This window comes from Nocardiopsis moroccensis (assembly GCF_055763695.1).
Genome location: NZ_CP199747.1, coordinates 839,238 through 858,731, shown reverse-complemented (window position 1 = coordinate 858,731; position 19,494 = coordinate 839,238). Strand labels below are relative to the sequence as shown.

17 protein-coding genes and 3 CRISPR repeat arrays (1 of these 20 cut by a window edge) are annotated in these 19,494 nt (G+C 70.5%); of the genes, 6 read left to right on the top strand and 11 right to left on the bottom strand.

From position 1 onward, the window contains the following. Positions 1 to 70: 70 nt before the first annotated feature. The gene (locus ACUKCB_RS03575; RefSeq protein ID WP_473039013.1) at positions 71 to 898 is read right to left on the bottom strand and encodes an endo alpha-1,4 polygalactosaminidase; all 828 of its coding nucleotides are present in this window, start codon (positions 896 to 898) and stop codon (positions 71 to 73) included. 452 nt (positions 899 to 1,350) lie between these two features. Between ACUKCB_RS03575 and ACUKCB_RS03570 the strand changes: the two genes are divergently transcribed. Continuing rightward, positions 1,351 to 2,124, top strand: a complete 774-nt coding sequence (locus tag ACUKCB_RS03570) for a potassium channel family protein (RefSeq protein ID WP_473039012.1) — start codon at positions 1,351 to 1,353, stop codon at positions 2,122 to 2,124. A gap of 41 nt (positions 2,125 to 2,165) precedes the next feature. Then, positions 2,166 to 3,242: a CRISPR direct-repeat array (repeat unit 29 nt; unit sequence GGGTCCATCCCCGCGTGCGCGGGGAGCAG). 98 nt (positions 3,243 to 3,340) lie between these two features. Here ACUKCB_RS03570 and cas2e read toward each other — a convergent pair. The 10 genes from cas2e to ACUKCB_RS03520 form a co-directional block, all read right to left on the bottom strand. After that, the gene (cas2e, locus tag ACUKCB_RS03565) at positions 3,341 to 3,691 is read right to left on the bottom strand and encodes a type I-E CRISPR-associated endoribonuclease Cas2e (RefSeq protein WP_473040910.1); all 351 of its coding nucleotides are present in this window, start codon (positions 3,689 to 3,691) and stop codon (positions 3,341 to 3,343) included. Continuing rightward, a complete protein-coding gene (cas1e, locus tag ACUKCB_RS03560; protein ID WP_473039011.1) occupies positions 3,688 to 4,632 on the bottom strand; it encodes a type I-E CRISPR-associated endonuclease Cas1e in 945 nt (314 codons plus the stop codon). The genes cas2e and cas1e overlap by 4 nt, the downstream gene beginning before the upstream one ends. Next, positions 4,629 to 5,369, bottom strand: coding sequence for a type I-E CRISPR-associated protein Cas6/Cse3/CasE (gene cas6e, locus ACUKCB_RS03555; RefSeq protein ID WP_473039010.1), 741 nt, complete (start codon positions 5,367 to 5,369; stop codon positions 4,629 to 4,631). Before cas6e ends, cas1e begins: the two co-directional genes overlap by 4 nt. Then, the gene (gene cas5e / locus ACUKCB_RS03550) at positions 5,369 to 6,106 is read right to left on the bottom strand and encodes a type I-E CRISPR-associated protein Cas5/CasD (RefSeq protein WP_473039009.1); all 738 of its coding nucleotides are present in this window, start codon (positions 6,104 to 6,106) and stop codon (positions 5,369 to 5,371) included. The genes cas6e and cas5e overlap by 1 nt, the downstream gene beginning before the upstream one ends. Then, entirely contained in the window at positions 6,103 to 7,290 is a 1,188-nt protein-coding gene (cas7e, locus tag ACUKCB_RS03545) for a type I-E CRISPR-associated protein Cas7/Cse4/CasC (protein ID WP_473039008.1), read from the bottom strand. Before cas7e ends, cas5e begins: the two co-directional genes overlap by 4 nt. Before the next feature lie 94 nt (positions 7,291 to 7,384). Further along, the gene (gene casB / locus ACUKCB_RS03540) at positions 7,385 to 8,044 is read right to left on the bottom strand and encodes a type I-E CRISPR-associated protein Cse2/CasB (RefSeq protein WP_473039007.1); all 660 of its coding nucleotides are present in this window, start codon (positions 8,042 to 8,044) and stop codon (positions 7,385 to 7,387) included. Beyond that, on the bottom strand, positions 8,041 to 9,735 hold the full coding sequence (gene casA, locus ACUKCB_RS03535) for a type I-E CRISPR-associated protein Cse1/CasA (RefSeq protein ID WP_473039006.1): 1,695 nt from the start codon (positions 9,733 to 9,735) through the stop codon (positions 8,041 to 8,043). The genes casB and casA overlap by 4 nt, the downstream gene beginning before the upstream one ends. Positions 9,736 to 9,784: 49 nt before the next feature. Continuing rightward, positions 9,785 to 12,694 (bottom strand): CRISPR-associated helicase Cas3', encoded by a 2,910-nt coding sequence (gene cas3 / locus ACUKCB_RS03530; protein WP_473039005.1) that lies wholly within the window; start codon positions 12,692 to 12,694, stop codon positions 9,785 to 9,787. Between the two features lie 240 nt (positions 12,695 to 12,934). Further along, positions 12,935 to 13,816: a CRISPR direct-repeat array (repeat unit 29 nt; unit sequence GGGGCCATCCCCGCGTGCGCGGGGAGCAG). Positions 13,817 to 13,917: 101 nt separating this feature from the next. Further along, positions 13,918 to 14,133 carry a DUF397 domain-containing protein gene (locus ACUKCB_RS03525; RefSeq protein ID WP_473039004.1) on the bottom strand — a complete coding sequence of 72 codons (216 nt, stop codon included), beginning with the start codon at positions 14,131 to 14,133 and terminating at the stop codon, positions 13,918 to 13,920. 2 nt (positions 14,134 to 14,135) lie between these two features. Next, the gene (locus ACUKCB_RS03520) at positions 14,136 to 14,990 is read right to left on the bottom strand and encodes a helix-turn-helix domain-containing protein (RefSeq protein ID WP_473039003.1); all 855 of its coding nucleotides are present in this window, start codon (positions 14,988 to 14,990) and stop codon (positions 14,136 to 14,138) included. Positions 14,991 to 15,152: 162 nt separating this feature from the next. Between ACUKCB_RS03520 and ACUKCB_RS03515 the strand changes: the two genes are divergently transcribed. From ACUKCB_RS03515 to ACUKCB_RS03495, 5 genes are all read left to right on the top strand, one after another. Continuing rightward, positions 15,153 to 16,028: a DUF5753 domain-containing protein gene (locus ACUKCB_RS03515; protein ID WP_473039002.1), complete on the top strand. Its 876-nt coding sequence runs from the start codon at positions 15,153 to 15,155 to the stop codon at positions 16,026 to 16,028. A gap of 103 nt (positions 16,029 to 16,131) precedes the next feature. Continuing rightward, on the top strand, positions 16,132 to 16,665 hold the full coding sequence (locus ACUKCB_RS03510; protein ID WP_473039001.1) for an ATP-binding protein: 534 nt from the start codon (positions 16,132 to 16,134) through the stop codon (positions 16,663 to 16,665). Further along, positions 16,662 to 17,099, top strand: coding sequence for a hypothetical protein (locus ACUKCB_RS03505; protein ID WP_473039000.1), 438 nt, complete (start codon positions 16,662 to 16,664; stop codon positions 17,097 to 17,099). Before ACUKCB_RS03510 ends, ACUKCB_RS03505 begins: the two co-directional genes overlap by 4 nt. 215 nt (positions 17,100 to 17,314) lie before the next feature. After that, positions 17,315 to 17,452: a hypothetical protein gene (locus tag ACUKCB_RS03500; protein WP_473038999.1), complete on the top strand. Its 138-nt coding sequence runs from the start codon at positions 17,315 to 17,317 to the stop codon at positions 17,450 to 17,452. Between the two features lie 8 nt (positions 17,453 to 17,460). After that, on the top strand, positions 17,461 to 18,591 hold the full coding sequence (locus ACUKCB_RS03495; protein WP_473038998.1) for a methyltransferase domain-containing protein: 1,131 nt from the start codon (positions 17,461 to 17,463) through the stop codon (positions 18,589 to 18,591). A gap of 799 nt (positions 18,592 to 19,390) precedes the next feature. Then, positions 19,391 to 19,494: a CRISPR direct-repeat array (repeat unit 29 nt; unit sequence GGGTCCATCCCCGCGTGCGCGGGGAGCAG) (it continues 1,328 nt past the right edge of the window).

Sequence of the window (19,494 nt, the reverse complement as noted above, 5' to 3'; positions counted from 1 at the left end):
TGCCCGCTTCCCAGAAGACGTCTCCCAGCCACGCCAGACTAGCCAGTGCCCGAGGCGCGGGGAAGAACCCTCAGCAGGCGGCGTACAGGTGTCCCGGTTCGGTGGCGGCCACCAGGTCGTGGTCGCGCAGGACGGTCCTGGCCGGGGCGGAGGCGCCGCCGCACACCTCGTGGAAGGTGAGACCGGCGTCCTCCAGTTCCTGCGGGTACTCCACGGCGAGCACGTTGTCGGGGCCGTAGACCTCGGTGTAGGCGCCGCACTCCGCCCACGCCGCGCAGGACTCGGTCACGGCGAAGTCGAAACCGGCTTCGTCCCTGCCCCGTTCGGCCTGCTCCGCCGCGTTCTTCTGGGCGGCGGCGAGCCCCCGGTCGTGGGCGAGGGCGGTGAGCTCACCGGCCAGGGCCAGGTTGTCGTCGGCGGTCAGCAGCCCGCCGGAACGCAGGTACGAGTCGAGGTTGTCGAACTCCACCGCGTCGAACCCCGAGTCGGCGCACCGGTCGACGGTCGCGGTGAGGAGCACGGCGATCCGCTCCCGCCCCGCGCGGGTGGAGGTGTCCAGCAGTACTTCGTCGGGCCACCCGGGGTCCGCGACCGGCTCCCCGTCCTCGTCGCGCAACAGCAGGTCCGGGGTTTGCGCCAGCCAACGGTCGAGGTCGCCGGGCTGGGTCTGGAAACCGTTGACGTAACAGATCGAGTAGAGCCCCGGGGCGGGCTCGGTTGAGGAATCGCGCACCACGGTGGTGACGCCTTCGGGCGGCGGGTACGCGCCGCCCAGCTGGTAGTCGAAACCGCCCTCGGGCAGGAGCCCTTCCGACGACCCGGTGGTGCCCGTGCAACCGGAGAGGAGCGCCGTCAACACCAGCACGCCGCCGGCGACACTTCCGGTTCGAAAACCCATAACGGCCTCCCAGTTCCCTACCGACAGAGCGGATCTCACAGCACAGAGACAGCACGGAGGAAGCGCAGAGGGGACGCAGAGGAGAACGGGGCCCGTGGCGCGTTCCGGTCATCGCTTCAAAGACCCAGTCAAGCAGTACGCCGAGACCACGGTGACGCCGCTCGCACTTCCGCGTCGGCGCGGAGCAGGGAGCTCATGGGCCCCGGCCGGGAAAGCGCTGGTGAAACAGTGGAACCACAGCACAGGACGCCTCGTCGTAAGCTGCGGTGCCCGTGCCGGTACAGGTCGATGCCGGAGCAGCCCGCAGGATTCCGTATAGTGCCCCTGACCTGTGTCAACCTTCGACACGAACGCAACGCATCCGACCGAATCCCCAGGGTCAGCCACCCGGACCAGGAAACGGCGCCGTCCCGGGTTCCGGGTCACGCCGAGGATTGGAGCCTCCCCCACTCATGGCAACCAAAGAAGAAATCGAACACGGTGAACGCGTCACGCGCTGGGAACGGCGTCTCGAGGTTCCGCTGCTGCTCCTCGCGGGTGCGTTCCTGGTCGCCTACGCCTGGCCGGTCATCGAAGAGGACATGGACCAGGTCATGCGGACCCGTCTCCAGATCCTGTCCTGGACGGTGTGGGCGGCGTTCGCGATCGACTTCCTGATCCGGCTCTGGCTGGCCGAGAAGCGCCTCCTCTACGCGGCACGGCGGTGGTACGACGTCGTGCTGATCCTGGTCCCCATGTTCCGCGCGCTCCGGGTGCTGCGGATGCTCACCCTCCTGCGCATGCTGAACCGTGCGATGGCCGGGACCCTGGCCGGACGGATGTCCCTCTACGTGGGCACCACGTCGGCTCTGATCGTGTTCCTGGGAGCCATCACCGTGCTCGACGCGGAACGGGGCGCGCCCGGAGCCAACATCACCGAGTTCGGGGACGCCCTGTGGTGGGCTTGCGTGACGGTGACGACGGTCGGTTACGGCGACTACTACCCCGTCACGACCGAGGGCAGGCTGGTGGCCGTGGGGCTGATGGTCATCGGCATCGCCCTCGTCGGTGTGCTCACGGCGGCCGTGGCGTCCTGGTTCGTCAAGAACGCGAGCCTGAACGATGAGGTCTCCGCCGAGGGAGCACAGGCCCCGGTGGAAGCGCAGGCCGCAGCGGAGCCCGGGAAGCAGGAGAGCGGTAGCGAGGAGGCCGTCCCGCAGGGCGGTGGCACTTCGTCGTCCGGGTAGCTCCGATCGCCCTGGTGGGGCGAGGGCGGGGCCCGTGTGAGGGCTCTATCCCCGCGTGCGCGGGGAGCAGTCTGGGGCGAGCTTGATGGTGGGGGCGGTCTCGGGTCCACCCCCGCGTGCGCGGGGAGCAGTGTCGGCAGGAGAACGCGGTCGCCTTCCCGCCAGGTCCATCCCCGCGTGCGCGGGGAGCAGGCGTTGGGTGCGGGCGGGTCGGGGCAGCGGGTGGGTCCATCCCCGCGTGCGCGGGGAGCAGCACTGGCAGCTCACGGCCCTCACCCAGGAGGCGGGTCCATCCCCGCGTGCGCGGGGAGCAGATCCGCAAGCCCGCCACGTTCACCGCCGAAGAGGGTCCATCCCCGCGTGCGCGGGGAGCAGGACTCCTTCAACTTCTACCGGTTGAGGCTCCGGGGTCCATCCCCGCGTGCGCGGGGAGCAGAGCCGCTCATCCTGAGAACCGGGTACGAACGCTTCTCCAGCGGGGGTCCATCCCCGCGTGCGCGGGGAGCAGATTCTACCTTCGGGCAGGGTTCGGGGAAATGGGGGTCCATCCCCGCGTGCGCGGGGAGCAGAGCATCCGTTGGCGGACCACCCAGGCGTACAGGGGTCCATCCCCGCGTGCGCGGGGAGCAGGCCTCATGGCACCACTGCCCCAACGGCCACGGGGGTCCATCCCCGCGTGCGCGGGGAGCAGCGCATAGAGATCCCCGGGGCGCACCCGCATGTGGGTCCATCCCCGCGTGCGCGGGGAGCAGGCCACCGGCGGGTGGGCCACCGCGTTCCTCGCGGGTCCATCCCCGCGTGCGCGGGGAGCAGTGGGACGAGCCGGTGGAGATCACCGTGGACCAGGGTCCATCCCCGCGTGCGCGGGGAGCAGCGGGTCGTCGAAGGTGCGGACGTAGGCGCGCAGGGTCCATCCCCGCGTGCGCGGGGAGCAGTGCGGAATCCAACCCCAGGTATTTAGATTCGCGGGTCCATCCCCGCGTGCGCGGGGAGCAGCTCGCGGCCTGGGGCATCGCCACCAACCCTGGGGGTCCATCCCCGCGTGCGCGGGGAGCAGGGGGGAGGCCGGTGGCGGGTGCGCATGGACGCGGGTCCATCCCCGCGTGCGCGGGGAGCAGACTTTTTGACCTGGCTACTTACCAGTGGCAAGTGGCCATTTTTCCAACTTCTCGAAAGACAGACACTGGGAACATATCCCCCATAGACCCCATACGACTCATCGTTTTCCGAACCTACGTCGTTTGGAAGCCTTGCTCCAACCAGTCTTGGGGATGGTGGAACTCCTCCTGGCGGGCTTCTTGGGGCGGTGCATCAGCACCAGCCCTTCGTGGTCCTTGGGCTCCCAGTCGTGTTCGAAGGTCTCGAAAGCGAAACCCTGCTCTGAGTCGTTCCCGTACACGAGCAGGGCCCGGCCGTTGTTCGCGTACTCCTGGACCTCGGCCCACAACGCCTCCCTGACCCTTCGGGACGGGTTTCCGATAAAGACCCCCGAAGAGATCTCCATCAGCCAGCGGCTGAGGAACCCTCTCAGCCCCTTGGGGCACTTGGCCAACACGATGACGGTCACCACACCACCTCCTCGGGGTGGTGTCGTCCGGCCTCCAACAACTGGTCGCCATCACCGACAAGGCCGACCTTGTCCTCTTCCGTCCCCTCCTCGGCCGCATCGCCGAGAAGTAGTTTCCGGACGTCCCCGACACACCGGTCGAGCAGACCCTCCTCGTTGATCCGGTCCCGGAGCAGCCTTCGGGTCACACCGTCAACATCGTCGTCGCCCTGCGCTGCCGCATCGAAGGCCACCGGAATTCCGATCTCCACCTTGTACAGGTCCGCGATGTCCATGACGAACCCCCGCTCGTGCCCCGAGTGCACGAAGCCCAACCCCGGGCTGCACCCCAGGGCGACCGTCACCGTGTGGGCCACCCCGTAGAGGCACTGCGCAGCAGAGGTGATCCCCTTGTTCGGCGCGTCGGACATGTCGTGCTGACCGGGTACGTACTTCCGCCCGCGCCACGGCACACCGGTTCGCTCGGACTCGGCCCGGTAACTGGCCTTGACCCGACCGCTCTCCTTGCCCAGGAGCTGCTGACGGCTGAACTGCTCGACCTCCAGGTCCGGGAAGCGCAGCCGGTACATGGCTCGGGCCACATCCAGCCTCCGTTGCCGGTTGGCCCACGCCGTCGCCTGTGCCTCCACCATCCGTGAAGAGCTCGTCAGCCCCCGCCCCGCCGCGTAGAAGCGCACCCCGTGCTCACCCACCCAGACGACGCTGGCCCCGCACTCCCCCAGGACCTTCATCGCGGCCTGTGTCACGGTCGTCCCCGGTCCCAGGAGGAGCGTGCCGATGGTCGCCCCGGGGATGTACCGGGTCCCGTCACCGTCCTCGGCGGTGATGGCGTTGTCCTCCCGGTGCACCACACACCGCTCCAGGTAGACGAACGACACCCGGTCCCGCATCCGGGTCAGCTCCCGCGGTGACAGTGCCCTCCTGCTGCCGATCGTCGTCATCGCTCCCCCACCGGCGCCAGGGTCATCAACCCGCAGCCGTAGGCCTTGGCCCGGCCGATCCCCGCGCTCAGGGCACGCCGCAGCGCCTCGGGGTCGGTGACGGTCAGCCTCCCGTCGAAGGTCGCGGTGACCACCGGCACCCGCATCCGTTTTCCCTTCCGCTCCGACCTGGGGTCGGGCTTGTCGAACCCCGAGCTGTTGCGGTCGTGCACCAGCAGTTCGTAGCCGTCCACCTCCGGCAGGGCCGGGTCCGGGTCCTTGGCCCGCATCACCTCGAACCCGCACTGCTGCTGCCGTTTGAGCAGCCACCCCGCCTGATGCCGCGGGGTGACGTGCGCGGTCGGTTTGGTGTCCTCGCCGTCCTTGCGCCGGATGCTGTGCACGGGGTTGGCCGTCAGCCGGAATGCCCAGGTCTGCCCCGCCTCCAGCCGGGACAGGAAACCGCCGTACTCGTGGGTCTGCCACCCCGCGCCCGTTTCGACCTGAGGCCAGCCGGCCTGCTCGACCAGGTGGGTGAGTTCGGGCCGGTCGGGGCTCACCACGTACAGGAAGACCTCCGCCCTGGCGTTGCGGTCCACCCGCCACAGCACCCGGGGCCGGCCGGGACCGCCGCCGGGGTCGCCGGGCAGCAGGTCGGGGAATCCACCCATGACGGCGGCGTGCAGGGCCTGCGGTGAGGAGAGCAGTTTCCGGGCGCCGGGCCGGTGGGTGTTGAAGCGGAATCGGGTGAGGTGCATCAGGGGCCTCCCAGCGCGGACAGGGGCTCGTGGTCGGGCGCCGTCTTCACACGGCGCGGGAACGGGTTGGGGACGGCGACCGAACCGGACCGCACCGCGCGCAGGCCGTAACGCCGGTGCCGGGGGTCGAAGCTGAGCGGAAGGTCGCGCAGGGAGTCGGCCCGGCCGTCCCCGGGGTCGGCGTCCACCAGGGTGCCCAGTTCGATCTCCGGCCCCTGGCACCGTCCGACTCGCCGCTGGTACCAGGCCGAGGCCTGCCACGGCTGGTCGCGCAGCACTTCCTCGACGGGGCCCGCGACCGGCTCACCCAGGTCGAGGGGGCGGGACGGCGGGCAGGAGCGCCTGCCGAGGTAGGGCAGGTAGACGGGGCCGCGCACCGCCTCGTACAGCTCCCCGACCAGCTCCGGCTCGCCCTCGACCGCGGCGACGAACACCGCGTCGGACAGGTAGAAGCGCTCGGACACCGGCATGGACACGCCGGTGACCAGGTGGTGGGCGGTCTGGTAGTCGCGTACCCGGGTCCCCGGCTGGTCGGCGCGCACCCCGTAGCGCAGCGCCGCCAGGTCGGACAGGTCGGCGGTGCGGTCCCGGCCCAGGGCCGCGGCGAGCAGCCCGACCACGCCGCTCTTGGTGGGGGCGTTCTCGGTGCCCCGGCGGGCGAACCGGGAGGAGGACCCCCACGCCTGGAGGGGGCCCGCCAGGACCAGGGGCAGGGTGTGTGTGGCGGGCCCGCTCATGCCTGCGGCGCCTGACGCTGGGCGACGGCCGCGCCGACCTGCTCGACCAGTTCGGGCAGGGTGACCTCGGCGCCGAGCCCGGAGAGCTTGGCGGTGCGCTCCCCCACCCGGACCACCCAGGTGTCGACGTCGTCGGCTGCCCCGAAGGCCCGCTCCACCTGCGGCACGTACTCGGCGAGCCGTGCGCTGGCCTGGGCGACGTGCCCGGCGTCGGCCTCGACCGGCTCCTCGAAGGCCCCGACGAAGCTGATCGGGCGCGAGTTGCGCAGCTTGACGATGACGGCGTCGGGCAGGGTGTGGTTGCCGAAGGTGTTGATCTTGCCGGTGGGCAGCGACTCCACGAACCCGCGCACGAACGCCTCCACGGCGCGGCGCAGCGGTTCGGTGACGGGCTCGTCCTCGCGCAGCCCCTCCCCCAGGTTCCTGCGCAGCAGGTCCACGTCCACGGCCGCGTACCGGTACAGGGTGGAGGAGTTGAACTCGACGGTGCCGATCATGCCCGCCCCGGTCTCCTCCTCGGGGTTACGGTCGTCGACCGCCGTGTAGTAGTCCGACTCGGTCTCCACGGGGTGCACGCCGATGGCGTGCGCGACCTGCGCGGCGGCGTCGACGTTGATGTCGGCCCCGTCGGCCACCATCCGGCCGAACAGGGCGATGTCGACGGAGTGGCGGGTGTCCGCGATGGACTTGGCGCGCGCCTTGTTGTCCTTGTCCTTGAGGAAAGCCTTGATGTCCTCGCGGCCCTCCACGGCGAGCTCGGCGAGCCCGTCGCGCTGGCGGGCGCTGAGGAACATCAGGTAGGCGGACTCGGGGGCGGGGTCCTTCGTGCCGTTCTTCTTGGCGGCGTCGGCCTTGCGCTTGGGCACCTCGATCTTGGAGCCGGTCGCCGTCTGCACCGTCTCCGCGGCGAGGGTGAGCGCCTCGGTCTCCTCGATGGAGGCGTCCAGTTCACGGATGCGGGCGGCGATGAGTTCGGCGACGCGCTTGGTGCGAGTGCCCAGGTCCTGGGGGTCGACCAGGGCGTCGAAGGCGAGCCGGGTGGCGCGCTTCCATGCCTGGCTGGAGACCCGGGATCGGCGGGCGCCGCCGTAGACGGCGGTCTTGGGGGCACCGGTGTCGTCTCGGTTGAGGTTGCTGGGCGGCACGGTCTGCAGCACGTGCACGTCGAGAATGGTGCGGCTCATGGGGAGTGTCCTCGTCTTGTCGGTGCGATGCGGTGTTCTATGCGGTGCGCGTACGGGGGGCGTGTCCACCCGGGGCGCGTGTTCACCCGCGGGTCTACTCGGCGGGGTCTGCGTCGCCCTTGTCCTGGTCCTGGCCCTGCGCCTCTGCCGGTTCGGCTCTGCTGGGCCGGTACGCCTGGAAGCTGCGTCCCCAGGAGCGGCGGACGCGTTCGGCTCCGGCGCGGGTCCTGGCGTCGTAGAGCTGGTCAGCGAGGAGCCCGTAGTCCAGCTGCAGGTCCTCGCCGCGCAGGAGGGTGACGATGGCGCGCAGCCGGTCGATACGGGTCGTGGGACTGTTCGCTGTCTGGGCCTGCACGAAGCGTTTGCGCAGGGGTTCGTCGATGTCGCCGGAGGGCATGAGGCAGCGGACCGCCGCGCCGAGTTCGTGTCCGCGCCGGTGCATGCCCTTCTCGCGTTTGGACTGCTGGTGGAGCGCGTAGAGGGTGAGTGCCTCGTGTACGGCGGCCTCGGCGTCGCCGATCCGGGGGTGGTCGAGGGGGAAGTGCTCGTAGAAGGCCTCGTTGGTGGTGAGTCCGACCAGCTCCGGTGCCTCCTCGATCGTCCTGCCCGCGCCCCGGCGGAGTTTGGCCAGGGTGGCCACGGACTCGGAGAGGTCCTTGAGGTATCCGGTCTGGAGCTGGCGGACCCGTTCGTCCACCGCCGTCCCCACGTTCCCGAGGTCGTGGATGAACCGGGTGGGGCTCGTCGTGGTCACTTGGCTTCCTCCATGCTGTGGTCGGAGACGGTCAGGGGCAGGCTCGCGCGCAGGGCTCTGCGGAAGCGCAGGTCGGCGCTGGAGGTGTTGAGCCAGAACGCGCCGCTCTTCGTCTCGATGACGCGTCCCTCCCAGGAGGCCTCGCTGGCCGAGTCGATGAGTTCGTCGCCGAGCCGGGCGAGGGTTTCGCGGACGGTGAGCTGCCACTCCCGACGCTGTTCGATCGGGTACCGAGGGTCGTCCAGGGGGTCGTCGGCACCGTCGGCGGCCCTGGCGGGCACCAGTTCGCTCAGCCACTTGCGGAAGGGTGCGTCGAGGTCGCCGAAGGCGCGGTCTCGGGCGGTGGCGCGCGGCCCGTCGCTCTCGGCCCCCGCGGCCTGGGCCAGGCCGGTGGCCAGGTCGCCCAGGGCGGTGACGGCCTCCTCGGCGTCGGTGACCGCGCTGACGGCGATCCGGGCCAGCTCGCGGTTGCGTTCGTGCAGCAGGACCACGGGCATGGCGACCGCGTCGTCGACGATCTCGTCGATGACGGACTGCTGGGTGCCGTAGACCGCTCCGACCAGCCGGGCCCGCAGGAGGTAACCGTGAGGCAGGTAGTCATTCACAGTGAGACGGGCGATCCAGTCCAGGACGCGGGGACGCACCTTCTCGGCCGCTTCCTGGCGCTGGTCGGCGCCCCGCATCTTCCCGGTGACGAGGGCGCCCAGGCCGCGCCAGGCGGCGCGGGACGGGTCGTGCTCCCGGGGCAGGTAGACGGTGGCCTCGCGGAGTTTCTTCTCCTGGGCGGGGCTGCGCCGCCAGGCGGACATGGGTTCGCGTGGATGCATGTTGCGGGGGGTGAGCGGGTCGCCGTAGGAGAGCAGAACTCCATACACCCCCTCGGTGTCGTGGTGCAGGCGCAGGCGTCGGCTCTGCCAGGTGTAGAGGTCGCGCAGCCCGTAGGGGCGGGTGGCGGCCTGTGCGCCGTCCAGGGGTGCGGCGGTGGCGGGCGGGTGGGCCCAGGCGGGGCGGTCCCGGTCGGGTTCGGTGGCGGTGTCGAGGTTGGGGGTGTCGAAGGCGATGAGGTTGAGCAGGAGGGTCTGGCGCAGGTCGTCGCCCTCCGCGTACACCCCGCCCAGGTTGCCCGCCCAGCCGACGCCCTGGGGGTAGCCCCTGCCGCCCTTCACCCGGGGGTCGCCCTCGGCCCCGGTCTTGATGCCGGAGGGGTCGTAGGCGTGGGCGTGCACCAGCCAGCGGGCGGCCTCGGCGTACCCGAGGCGCCGTGCCCCGTGGGCGCGCATGGTGAAGAAGCGGGCGCCGTTGGGGACGTCGGCGACCATCCTGTCCAGCGGCGAGTGCTCGCCCTTGCTGGTGTGCAGGTCCGCGACCTGCAGGAAGGGGGTGCGCGGGTGCAGGAGGTCGAAGCGCTCGCAGTGGGTGTCCAGGTAGGCGCGCAGCTCGTCCAGAGGCAGCCCGTCCTCCCACAGGTCCGCCCAGTCCTCGATCTCCTGGGGGCCGTCGAGTGTGTCGTGCAGGACGGCCAGGAGCAGGCGCAGGAGCGCGAAGTCCTGGGTGGGTACGTCGCCGACCAGGCGGCGCACGTCCGCGGCCTGCTCGAAGACCTCAGTCAGGGAGAGTTCGGTCTCGGTGCCGTCGTTGCGCAGTACCGGGATCCAGGGGCTGCGGGTGAGGTCGAAGGCGGGCGTGTCCACGAGCGGTGGTTCGCTCGGGGCCCCTGGGGTGGGCGCGGGCGGGGGTGCGTCATGGGGCACGGGTGACCTCCAGGCCGTCGGATTCGGTGTAGTGGAGCCGGTGCCCGGCCAGCTCGGCCCGGTTGTCCTCGTCCAGGAACAGGACCAGTTCCCCGGCGATCCAGTGGGCTTCCTTGGTCTGCCAGGCCTCGACCAGGTCGGTCTCCAGTTCGGTGATGGTGCGGTCGATCATCTGGCCGGTGAGGGTGAACTGGTAGGGCAGGCGGAGGCCGCTGGCCGCGAGCGCACGGGCGGCCTGGGGCGCGGGGACGGACTCGGTGGGCAGCGGCAACCCGCCGCGCCCCCCGCTCAGCCATGGGACGGTGGTGACCGTGCCGTCGGCGCAGCGGCGGGCGACCAGCACCTCCAGGCTCTCTCCGGTGTCGCGGACCTGCGCCTTTCCGCTCTGGCTGTCGTCGGCCTCACCGACCCCGGCGTCCACCCAGCCGATGACCGCCCGGCCGTCGCGGGCCGCCGGGTCGAGGAGGAAGGTGCGAGCCCGGGTGGCCTTGTCGGCCTGTTCGGCCTCCTGGGCGGCGCGGGCCTCGTCCAGGGCCGTGGTCCAGTCGGCCGGTGCGGTGTCGGCGTGGTTATCGGTGTCGCGGTAGGCGGCCTGGACCAGCGGGCTGATGTCGTCGGGCAGCCGGAGGGTGCGGGCGCTGTCGGTGTCCGCTTCGAGGTGCGGGCGGAGCGCGGCGAGGGCGCGCAGGAGCGGGTAGCCGCCGTAGACGGTGCGCGAGCCGCGCACCGGCCGGGGCGGCGTTTCGGCCCAGTCCACCCCGGTGACCAGGCATCGGGCCGTGCGCAGGCGCGGCGGGCGCTGGCTCTGGCCTCCGCCCCTGGGGTGGCGGTGCAGGCGGCCCGTGCGTTGCAGGACCAGGTCGAGGGGGGCGAGGTCGGTGACGAGCAGGTCGAAGTCCACGTCCAGGGACTGCTCGACGACCTGGCTGGCCACCACGATGTGCCGGGCGGGGCGGGTTCCGCCGGGTTCGGCGCCCTCGGTCGGCGGGCCGTACTCGCGCAGGAGTTGTTCGTCCCGGGCGGTGCGGTCCAGGTCGAGGAAGCGCGAGTGGGCGACGGTCACCGAGGCGGTGCCGAAGTGGTCGCGCAGGTGGGCGGCGGTCTCGTGGACCCGGGCGACGGTGTTGCGGATGACGAGGGCGCAGCCGCCGTCGGCCAGTTCCCGCTCCAGGCGTTCGGTGAGGGTCGCGGGGTCGTCACCGAGGGGTTCCACCAGCACGTCCGTGGCCCGGCCGGACGCGGCGGGGGTGTACAGGCGCGGTGCGGTGCCGGGTTGGGCAGTGGTGATCAGCGGGTAGGCGTCGGCCCGGCCGACCGCCTCGTAGCCGTGCTCGCCGCCCGTGCGGGGTGAGGCCCCCGTGTACGCCTGGGCGAGTTCGCGCCTGCGCCGGGCCGGGAGGGTCGCGGAGAGCACGATGACGGGCACGCCGTACCTGCCGAGCCAGGCCAGGGCGCGGTCGAGGTAGGCGTTCATGTAGGTGTCGTAGGCGTGCGCCTCGTCGATCACGACGACCTTGCCCGCCAGGGCGAGGTGGCGCAGGGCCAGGTGTTTGCTCTTGAGGCCGGTGAACAGGAGCTGGTCGACGGTGCCGACGGCGAAAGAGGACAGCATGCCCTTCTTGCGGCCGCGCAGCCAGCGGTGTGCGACCAGTGCCGTGCCGCCGGGCAGGCCCTCGGAGTCCCGGTCGGTGTCGGCGGCCAGGCGGGCGCCGCCGCCGAGGTAGTGGGAGAACTCCTGGTTGAGGTGGGCCTTGGAGTGCGCGAGGAAGATCGAGGCGGCTTCCTCGGGCATGCCGGGGAGGTGGTTCAGCCAGTGGGTGAAGCGCGCGAACATCGCGTTGCTGGTGGCCATGGTGGGCAGGGCGACGAAGCAGCCGCCCGCGCAGGTGTCGGCGGCGAGGATCTCGGCTGCGGTGAGGGCGGCCTCGGTCTTGCCCTCGCCCATGGGGGCTTCGATGATCATCAGGCCGGGCCCGGTCATGTCCCGGGCGGCTTCGACCGCCTGTTCCTGGACCGGGCGCGGGAGGGCTCCGGCGGGGAGGTCGAACCGTTCTGCGAAGAGTTCGGCGGGGGTGCCCAGGGGCTGCTGGGGGTCCCACTGGCGTGGGAGGTCGAGGAGGCGCCAGGCCTGTTCGGAGCGTTCGGGGTCGGTGCCGCGTTCGCCCGGGAAGTAGGGGAAGTAGTCGGAGTTGCTGGCGATCCAGTCGGCGGTGATGACCAGGGCGGTGAGCAGGACCTGGGCGGTCTGCGGGAGTTTGGCGGTGCGCCAGTGCGTGAGGCGTGCGGAGGCCCCGGTGGCGTGGGCGGCCGTGTCCAGGAGTTCGGTCTGGGCCTGCTGCCAGGCGGGGGCGCTGCCGGGGGTGCGCAGGAGTTCGGGGTGCTCGTCCAGCTCCGTGATGGCGAAGTCGGTCGGTGGGATGCCGTGGTGGCCGCCAGCGATGACCGTGAGCTGGTGGGTGTCGCGGAGGCGCCAGCCGTGGTGTTCGACCAGCCAGTCCCGGAGGAGGAGTTGGCCCGCGAGGCCGTGCGGGGCGAGGCGCCGGTCGGCCATCTGCTTTTGGAGTGGCATGTCGAGACCGTGCGCGCGCATGTCGTCCGCGAGGTGTTCGACCTGGCAGGCGAAGGCGGGGGTGGCCTTGCCGATGTCGTGGGTGGCGGCGAGCCAGACCGTGAGCAGACGGGCGTCCGCCTCACCTTCGGGGAGGGCTGAGGCGATGAGGGAACGGACCTGCCCGGGAAGCCACTCGTCCCAGAGTTTGGCCGCGACGAAGGCGCTGTCGGCCATGTGGCGGTAGAGCGGAAGCCAGCCGTCGGAGTCGAAGTCGTGCTTGGCCCATACGCGCCGGGCTGCCTCGGAGAGAGGGTCCCTCCAGGGCTGGGAAGGGGAGTGGGAGGTCATGGCGGCTATCTAAATGCCCACCGGTGACAGTCCAGGCCAAGAATCGAACATTTGCCTCGGCCTCATGTGGCCAGCATCTACTCACCAGTTCTCCGGCAAAAACGACATACCTGTGGTACGGGGTTCCAGGCGTGGGAGTAATGGGGCACTGCGCCCCGGGCGTTCGGGGACCAAGAAGGATATTGACCCCCGCATGCGCAGGGAGCAGGCATACGACCGTGCGCTACCCGCCATCGCGCAGGGTCCATCCCCGCCTGCGCGGGGAGCAAAGGTACGGCGACGCCCAGTGTGGCCGCGTGCTGGGTCCATCCCCGCGTGCGCGGGGAGCAGGTGCGGGACACACCGACGTTGTTGGTGGCCGCGGGGCCATCCCCGCGTGCGCGGGGAGCAGTCCGAACTGGAGCCGGTGCACGCCTTCGACGAGGGGCCATCCCCGCGTGCGCGGGGAGCAGCCCTCCAGCCCTCCGACAAGTCCTCGCGCCCTGGGGCCATCCCCGCGTGCGCGGGGAGCAGCCTTTCGGTGGAAGGGGGCGCGCGGAGCCCCTGGGGCCATCCCCGCGTGCGCGGGGAGCAGGGCGGACGCCACCCACGGCCACACGACCGCGCGGGGCCATCCCCGCGTGCGCGGGGAGCAGTGTTCGACAGCCAGAGCGGGTTCGTGGTCGGAGGGGCCATCCCCGCGTGCGCGGGGAGCAGGGTTGCCGACCCGCATCCCCTACGCCCCAGGGGGGCCATCCCCGCGTGCGCGGGGAGCAGCGCCACAGGCCGCCCCGAACCGGGGGCGGCCTCGGGCCATCCCCGCGTGCGCGGGGAGCAGGGTCACCGTCTCCTTCACCACCTCACGCACCGGGGGCCATCCCCGCGTGCGCGGGGAGCAGCCGGTACCGGGTGTCGGTGCCGTCGCACTGCAGGGGCCATCCCCGCGTGCGCGGGGAGCAGCCGGTACCGGGTGTCGGTGCCGTCGCACTGCAGGGGCCATCCCCGCGTGCGCGGGGAGCAGCAGCCCGGCGCGGGCAAGCCAGAACAGTCCCTGGGGCCATCCCCGCGTGCGCGGGGAGCAGGCTCACCACGACGAGCACGGCCGCGAGGTGCTGGGGCCATCCCCGCGTGCGCGGGGAGCAGCCTCAATGACCTGCAGCTTTAGGCGGCAGGGATGCCGAAATCTGCAAGTTGTTGAGAATAAGACATAAGGCGCTTTTTTCCATAAAGATCGCGAAGAATTTTCAACGTGGACAATTCACCACTCGGGACCCGGCCAGGAAGGCCTGCCATTCAAGGCCGGGGAAGGTCAACATACCCAGCGAGCGATGCTTGGTGTCACGCATCGCTGAGCCGTTGGCCAGATTGGCGACCTCAATGCATTCACCATGTGACCCGCTGTAGCTGCTCTTGAACCAGTTTCCCAGCGGTGCGTGCTCTTCGGACCTGTTGGATCCCATGTTCATCCTTCTGGTGATTCGTACTGACGCAGGAGCCGCGACAGAAGCCGATGGGTCTCAGGAGTGTTCGCCGCCGCAGCACGCAGGTGGTCCAGCATGCCTCGATGCGCTGTGACCTCGCGCGGGTGGTCCAACAACAGGTTCCTGGTGTGCGCCTCAACGTAGACAGCCTGCAGGGGCGGGTTCTCCACTTCCAGGAGCACGAACGATCCCGATTGAAGCGCAACGTGCGCCCCTGCGGAGTTCGGAAGGACCTGAAGGTCCACTCGCGGATGCTGGACTACCTCAAGCAGATACTGCACCTGCTCGCGCATGACGGCCACGCCGCCTATGTGCTTCTCCAAGGCAGCTTGGTCGATGATCGCCCAGAACAGAGCATCTCCCTGAGCCCATTCCTCCTGGCGCGTGAGTCGCACCTGGAGCAGGCCGTCGATCTCTTCCGGTGTGGCTCTGGGGTGTCCGGCCACCAGGATGGCGCGGGCGTAAGCCTCGGTCTGCAAGAGTCCCGGGACCAGGCGGTCCTGGTAGGTGGCGATTTGGGTGGCGACTCGTTCCAAGTCGATGTACTGGCCGTAGGCCTTCGCGACATCGCTGTCCTGCCACCACGAGGGGGCCGCTGCGTCGGTGCGTAGCTTGACGAATCTTTCGATCTCAGCCTCGGCCACCTCGAAGTGGGCGAGCACCTTGCGTAGCTGCTTCTCCCTGGGGACCGTCTCACCCCCTTCCCAGCGCACGAGCGTACTGGCGTCGATGTCCAGCTCCTTGGCGAGCTGTCGCTGAGGGGTGCGACCGCGTAGAGCAGCGAGTGCCTGGGCGAGCTGCCATTGCGCGATCGTCGGACTCTCCTTTGGCGGCATGGGTCAAGCCTCCCGCCCTTCCTCGAACTACACAACTCGGACATGCAATGCATTAACGCAAAGCATATTGCAATGCATGCACGCATTGTGCTTCAGTGTAGTTGGGCCTCAACGCACCGCACACGTTTTGGGCGCGGTGCCCCACTTCTCCGTGGAGGCGTTATGCCTGAACGCAGTCAGATACGAGCGAACACCAACGACAAGCCACCTACTGGATCCGGGGCGGGATGGGAGGGGTTCGGGGCTCGGGTGTGGGCCGCGCGCAAGCAGCAGCACTTCCAGCTCGGCATGCTCGCCGACATCACCCTGACCACCCCGGAGCTGCTCCAGGAGGTGGAGGCCGGGGACCTGGACCCCGGCAGGCGGCTGGCTCAGGACCTGGACCGCACCCTGAACTGCGGTGGCCGGTTGTGGGACGCCTGGGCCCAGACCCACCTCACCGAACTCCTCCGTCGCCCGGTGACCATCACCGACGTGCTCCCCGAAGCCTTCCAGGTCCGCGCCTACGCACCCCTCGTACTCCCCGCCCCCTACCTGACCGACAGCTACCGGGCAGCCCTGGAACAGGCCGAACACCCCATGGAGTCGGCCCACCTGGACGGCGACCGCCCCCACCTGCCCCGCCTCTCGGTCGCCGGCACGGGCGGGGCGCCCTTCCACTGCCTGGTCGTGGACGACACCGCCCTCACGCGGTCCCCCGCCGAGCCCGAAGTGACGCGCGCCCAATTGACCCACCTGCACCACCTGGCCCAGGCCGACGGGATCAGCGTGCACCTTCTCCCGAACGGGACCGGTTTCCACCCCGGCCTGGGCGGGGCGTTCTGGACCCTGTCCTTCTCCCCCAGCCACACCCTGGTCTACATCCCCCACCCGCGCGGACCGGGTCAGGTCATCAGCGAGGTGTCACAGGTCAAGAGCTACACGGACCTGTTCGCCACCCTCCAGGGGGCCGCACTGCCGGTGGAGGAATCCCAGCACCGACTGGTGGAACTCGCCTCCCGCATCCGCCCAACACCGGCGCGAGCTCTCACGAAGTAGCCCGCACAACAAGCCCTTGCACGAAAAAGCTCTGGCGGGTGCACCAACACCCCCAGAGCAGGTCAACCAGTTCCACCCGTTGAAAAGAGAAAGCGTGATTGACATGGCCATTGTGCCCCAACCCCGATCCACGCACCACTCCTACGCCGAATCCGAACCGGTGCGCCGCTGGCCCACCCGCGTCTACCCCGGCACCCTCGAACAGACCTCCTGGGTGCGCGCGGACCTCAACGCCGACCTGCGCCAGCTGCCCGAACTCGACCAGGAGACCGCCGAGGCGATGGTGCTGTGCGTGAGCGAGATGTTCGCCAACGCCGTGGACCACTCCCGTTCCGGCGCCGAACCCGAGGGGCGGGTGATCCGGACCCTGACCGTCCCGGCCCCGGGCAGGGTCCGGATGGAGGTCGTCGACGACGGGCACCGCCCCGACCGGCCCCAGACCCCCGCTGTCCCGCGTGAGCGTTCGGTGGAGGAATGGGCCGAGGCCGAACGCGGCCGGGGTCTGCTGCTCATCGACCACCTGGCCGCTGCCTGGGGCACCCGCCGGGTGGTGGACTTCCCCTTCTGCGAGGGGCTGGGCACCGTCACCTGGGCCGAGTTCGAACTCACCATCGAGCTCGGGAGGCCGATCCGATGACCACGACACCACCCGTACCGGTCTCCGCCGGGGTGCGCCAGGTCCTGTCCGCGCCCCGGGGCCGCCGCTTCTCCCACACCCCTGCTCCCCAGCGGGCCAGCACCCGACCGCAAGCGGCCGGCCGCCAGGAACAGCTGCTCTCGCAGATGCGCGGAAACCCCCGGGTGGAGCACCGGCTGGCGCACGGGGAACTGCCCACCTGGATGCACGTGGCCGCTCAGCGACGCCGACCCCCCGCCCCGGCACCGCGCCCGCGCCCGCGCCCGGCCCCCGACGACGGTCCTACCCGGCCCGGCCCCGGACTGCCCCCGCTTCCCCGGCGCCCCCGCAGCCACCGCAAGCCCCGGCGTAAATTCGGTTGGTTCGTGACCATCTATGCTTTGGCCACCGCAGCGGGCGCCCTGATCCAGCACGTCTTCTCAAACCTGCTGTAAACCTCCCCATTTCACCCACACGAGGAGCACGCAGCCGGTAGGAACGACGTCTGGGAGGCCGAAGTCCACCAGACGCTCGACCTCACGGCAGAGGGCCGCCACACCGGGTTGACCGACCAGTCGCGCGAGCCGGACACCATGGCCCGGACAGCTCGCCTGCCTCCCAACACGCCGCCCGGCCCACGGCCGCGGCACCCCCCATTGAGAGGACAGCCTTGAAGATCCCGACCCCGCACACCACCGCGTACAAGCACCAGGACTCCGCCGGCAGCGACGGGCGCCGGACCGCCCGCCCGCTCCCCGCGCCCGCCTCCAACCCCAGCGGCTCCGGCTGCGGCAAACACGAGAGGTAGGACAAGCCGTGACCCCCTCACACGAAAAGCTGGTCGCCCACCTGCTCCAGGCGGGCGGGCTTCCCCCGCACTGGCGAAGCGCGTTCGAGTTCGTGGAACGCCACAGGTTCCTGCCCGACCAGGTCACCCTGCCCGACGGGACCACCGTGGACCGGCTCAGCGCATCGGAACAGTGGCTCGGGGTCGCCTACGACGACATCCCGCTCGTCACCCAGGTGGACGACGGGGCCGAGGACGGCACCGGGTATCCGACCAGTTCGGCGTCCATGCCCTCCGTCGTCGCCGACATGTTGCGCCGACTCGATGTCCACCCCGGTATGCGGGTACTGGAGATCGGCACGGGCACCGGGTACAACACGGCCCTTCTCTCCCACCTCCTGGGCGACGAAGCGGTCACCACCGTCGAGGTCGACCCGACCGTCGCCGAGCAGGCCCGCGTCAACCTGATGGGCACCGGATTCGTGCCGCTGGTCGTCACCGGGGACGGGACCCAGGGCTGGCCCGCACGCGCCCCGTTCGACCGGGTGATCAGCACCGCGGCCGTGAAGCGGGTGCCCTACCACTGGATCGCCCAGAGCCAGCCGGGCGGGAAGATCCTCACGCCGTGGGGCAACGCCTTCCACAACGGTGTCCTGGCCGACCTACAGGTCGGCTCACACGGCACCGCGAGCGGGCGGTTCTGCGGCAACGTCGCCTTCATGTGGGTGCGCCACCAGCGCACCCCCGGCCAGGTGGTGGCGACCCACGTCAGCGACGAGCACGAGTTCAGAGTCAGACGCACCGGTACGCAGCCGAACGGCCCACTGGCGTTCGACGCGAACTTCGCGATCGGGCTGCACATGCCCACCGTGGTCAACGTGATCGAGTTCCACGAGAACGAGGACGACCAGCGGTTCGTCATGTACCTGGTCGATCCCGACAGCGGGTCCTGGGCGTCCTGGCACGTCGATCCGGGCGCGACCTCACACGAGGTTCGCCAGTACGGGTCCCGGCAGCTGTTCACGGAGTTCGAGGCGGCCTACCAGTGGTGGCTCGACTCCGGCCGCCCCGGCGTGGACCGGTTCGGGATGACCGTGTCCGTGGACCAGCAGACCGTCTGGTTGGACGAAGCAGCGAACGTCATCTCATCGATGCCCTGACCGCACATCGGGGAGCGGTCGCAGCTGGCGGCTCCCCTTTTCCGCAGGCCAAGGGAATCGCGTACGAAAGCAGTTGATTCGGCTTGGCTGGCTCCCGGGGCCTGGGGGTGGCGACCCGGCCGTGCCGCGGCCGGTTACCGGCTCCCGCGCGGCAGCGGGGGGCGTCAGGGGCGATGGCGGTGCCAGCGGTGGCGATGGCAGGCAGCGGGGATGGAAGCCGGGGCCGTTGGGGTCCGAAACCCGGCCCTCTGAAGATCCGCTGCTTCCGAAACCCACTAATCCGCGGTGATCTTGCTACCAGAGGCAACTTGGGCGCCGAGATTGCCCCTGGTAGCAAGATCACGCCGAAAAAGGCCCCAAAATCGCCGGCCCGGAGGGGGCGGGGCACATCCCCTCGCGCCCGAGCCGGTCAGGCAGGTGGGGCGTGCTCGGCCCCACACCCGACCTGTTCGGGCGCTTCGTCGCTGCCCGGTCACTGGATTGGGACGCGCCTGCCGATGAAGCCAGGCAGAAGGACGGGAATCCGGCTGACCACAGCCGGACCGCTGGCCGGGGCCGGGCGAAGCCCGGGGACGTCTGCCGCCCCGACCACACGCCCCCCCGTTTCCCGATAGCCGCCCATCCGCCGTCGTAGCGAAGCGGGTCAAGGTGGAGCGCCCGGAGCGAAGCGAGGACGTACGACCTTGACGCGCGAAGCGAAGACGGCCACACTCACGCGGCGGGGAACGGGGCAATTCCATGTCAAAGTCTTCCAAGTAACCCGAAGCAACATCAGGCAGAGCGGGCGGGATACGTAGGTAGGCCCATCCCCGCGTGCACGGGGAGCAGTCCAGGGTCAGGGTGGAGTCGGCGACGGGTGTGGGTCCATCCCCGCGTGCGCGGGGAGCAGCGCAGTCGGGGTTT

What these genes read in the sequence shown, in the direction of transcription:
- ACUKCB_RS03575 (WP_473039013.1), bottom strand. Translation starts at nt 898, where the DNA reads ATGGGTTTTCGAACCGGAAGTGTCGCCGGCGGCGTGCTGGTGTTGACG.
- ACUKCB_RS03570 (WP_473039012.1), top strand. Translation starts at nt 1,351, where the DNA reads ATGGCAACCAAAGAAGAAATCGAACACGGTGAACGCGTCACGCGCTGG.
- cas1e (WP_473039011.1), bottom strand. Translation starts at nt 4,632, where the DNA reads ATGACGACGATCGGCAGCAGGAGGGCACTGTCACCGCGGGAGCTGACC.
- cas6e (WP_473039010.1), bottom strand. Translation starts at nt 5,369, where the DNA reads ATGCACCTCACCCGATTCCGCTTCAACACCCACCGGCCCGGCGCCCGG.
- cas5e (WP_473039009.1), bottom strand. Translation starts at nt 6,106, where the DNA reads ATGAGCGGGCCCGCCACACACACCCTGCCCCTGGTCCTGGCGGGCCCC.
- cas7e (WP_473039008.1), bottom strand. Translation starts at nt 7,290, where the DNA reads ATGAGCCGCACCATTCTCGACGTGCACGTGCTGCAGACCGTGCCGCCC.
- cas3 (WP_473039005.1), bottom strand. Translation starts at nt 12,694, where the DNA reads ATGACCTCCCACTCCCCTTCCCAGCCCTGGAGGGACCCTCTCTCCGAG.
- ACUKCB_RS03525 (WP_473039004.1), bottom strand. Translation starts at nt 14,133, where the DNA reads ATGGGATCCAACAGGTCCGAAGAGCACGCACCGCTGGGAAACTGGTTC.
- ACUKCB_RS03520 (WP_473039003.1), bottom strand. Translation starts at nt 14,990, where the DNA reads ATGCCGCCAAAGGAGAGTCCGACGATCGCGCAATGGCAGCTCGCCCAG.
- ACUKCB_RS03515 (WP_473039002.1), top strand. Translation starts at nt 15,153, where the DNA reads ATGCCTGAACGCAGTCAGATACGAGCGAACACCAACGACAAGCCACCT.
- ACUKCB_RS03510 (WP_473039001.1), top strand. Translation starts at nt 16,132, where the DNA reads ATGGCCATTGTGCCCCAACCCCGATCCACGCACCACTCCTACGCCGAA.
- ACUKCB_RS03505 (WP_473039000.1), top strand. Translation starts at nt 16,662, where the DNA reads ATGACCACGACACCACCCGTACCGGTCTCCGCCGGGGTGCGCCAGGTC.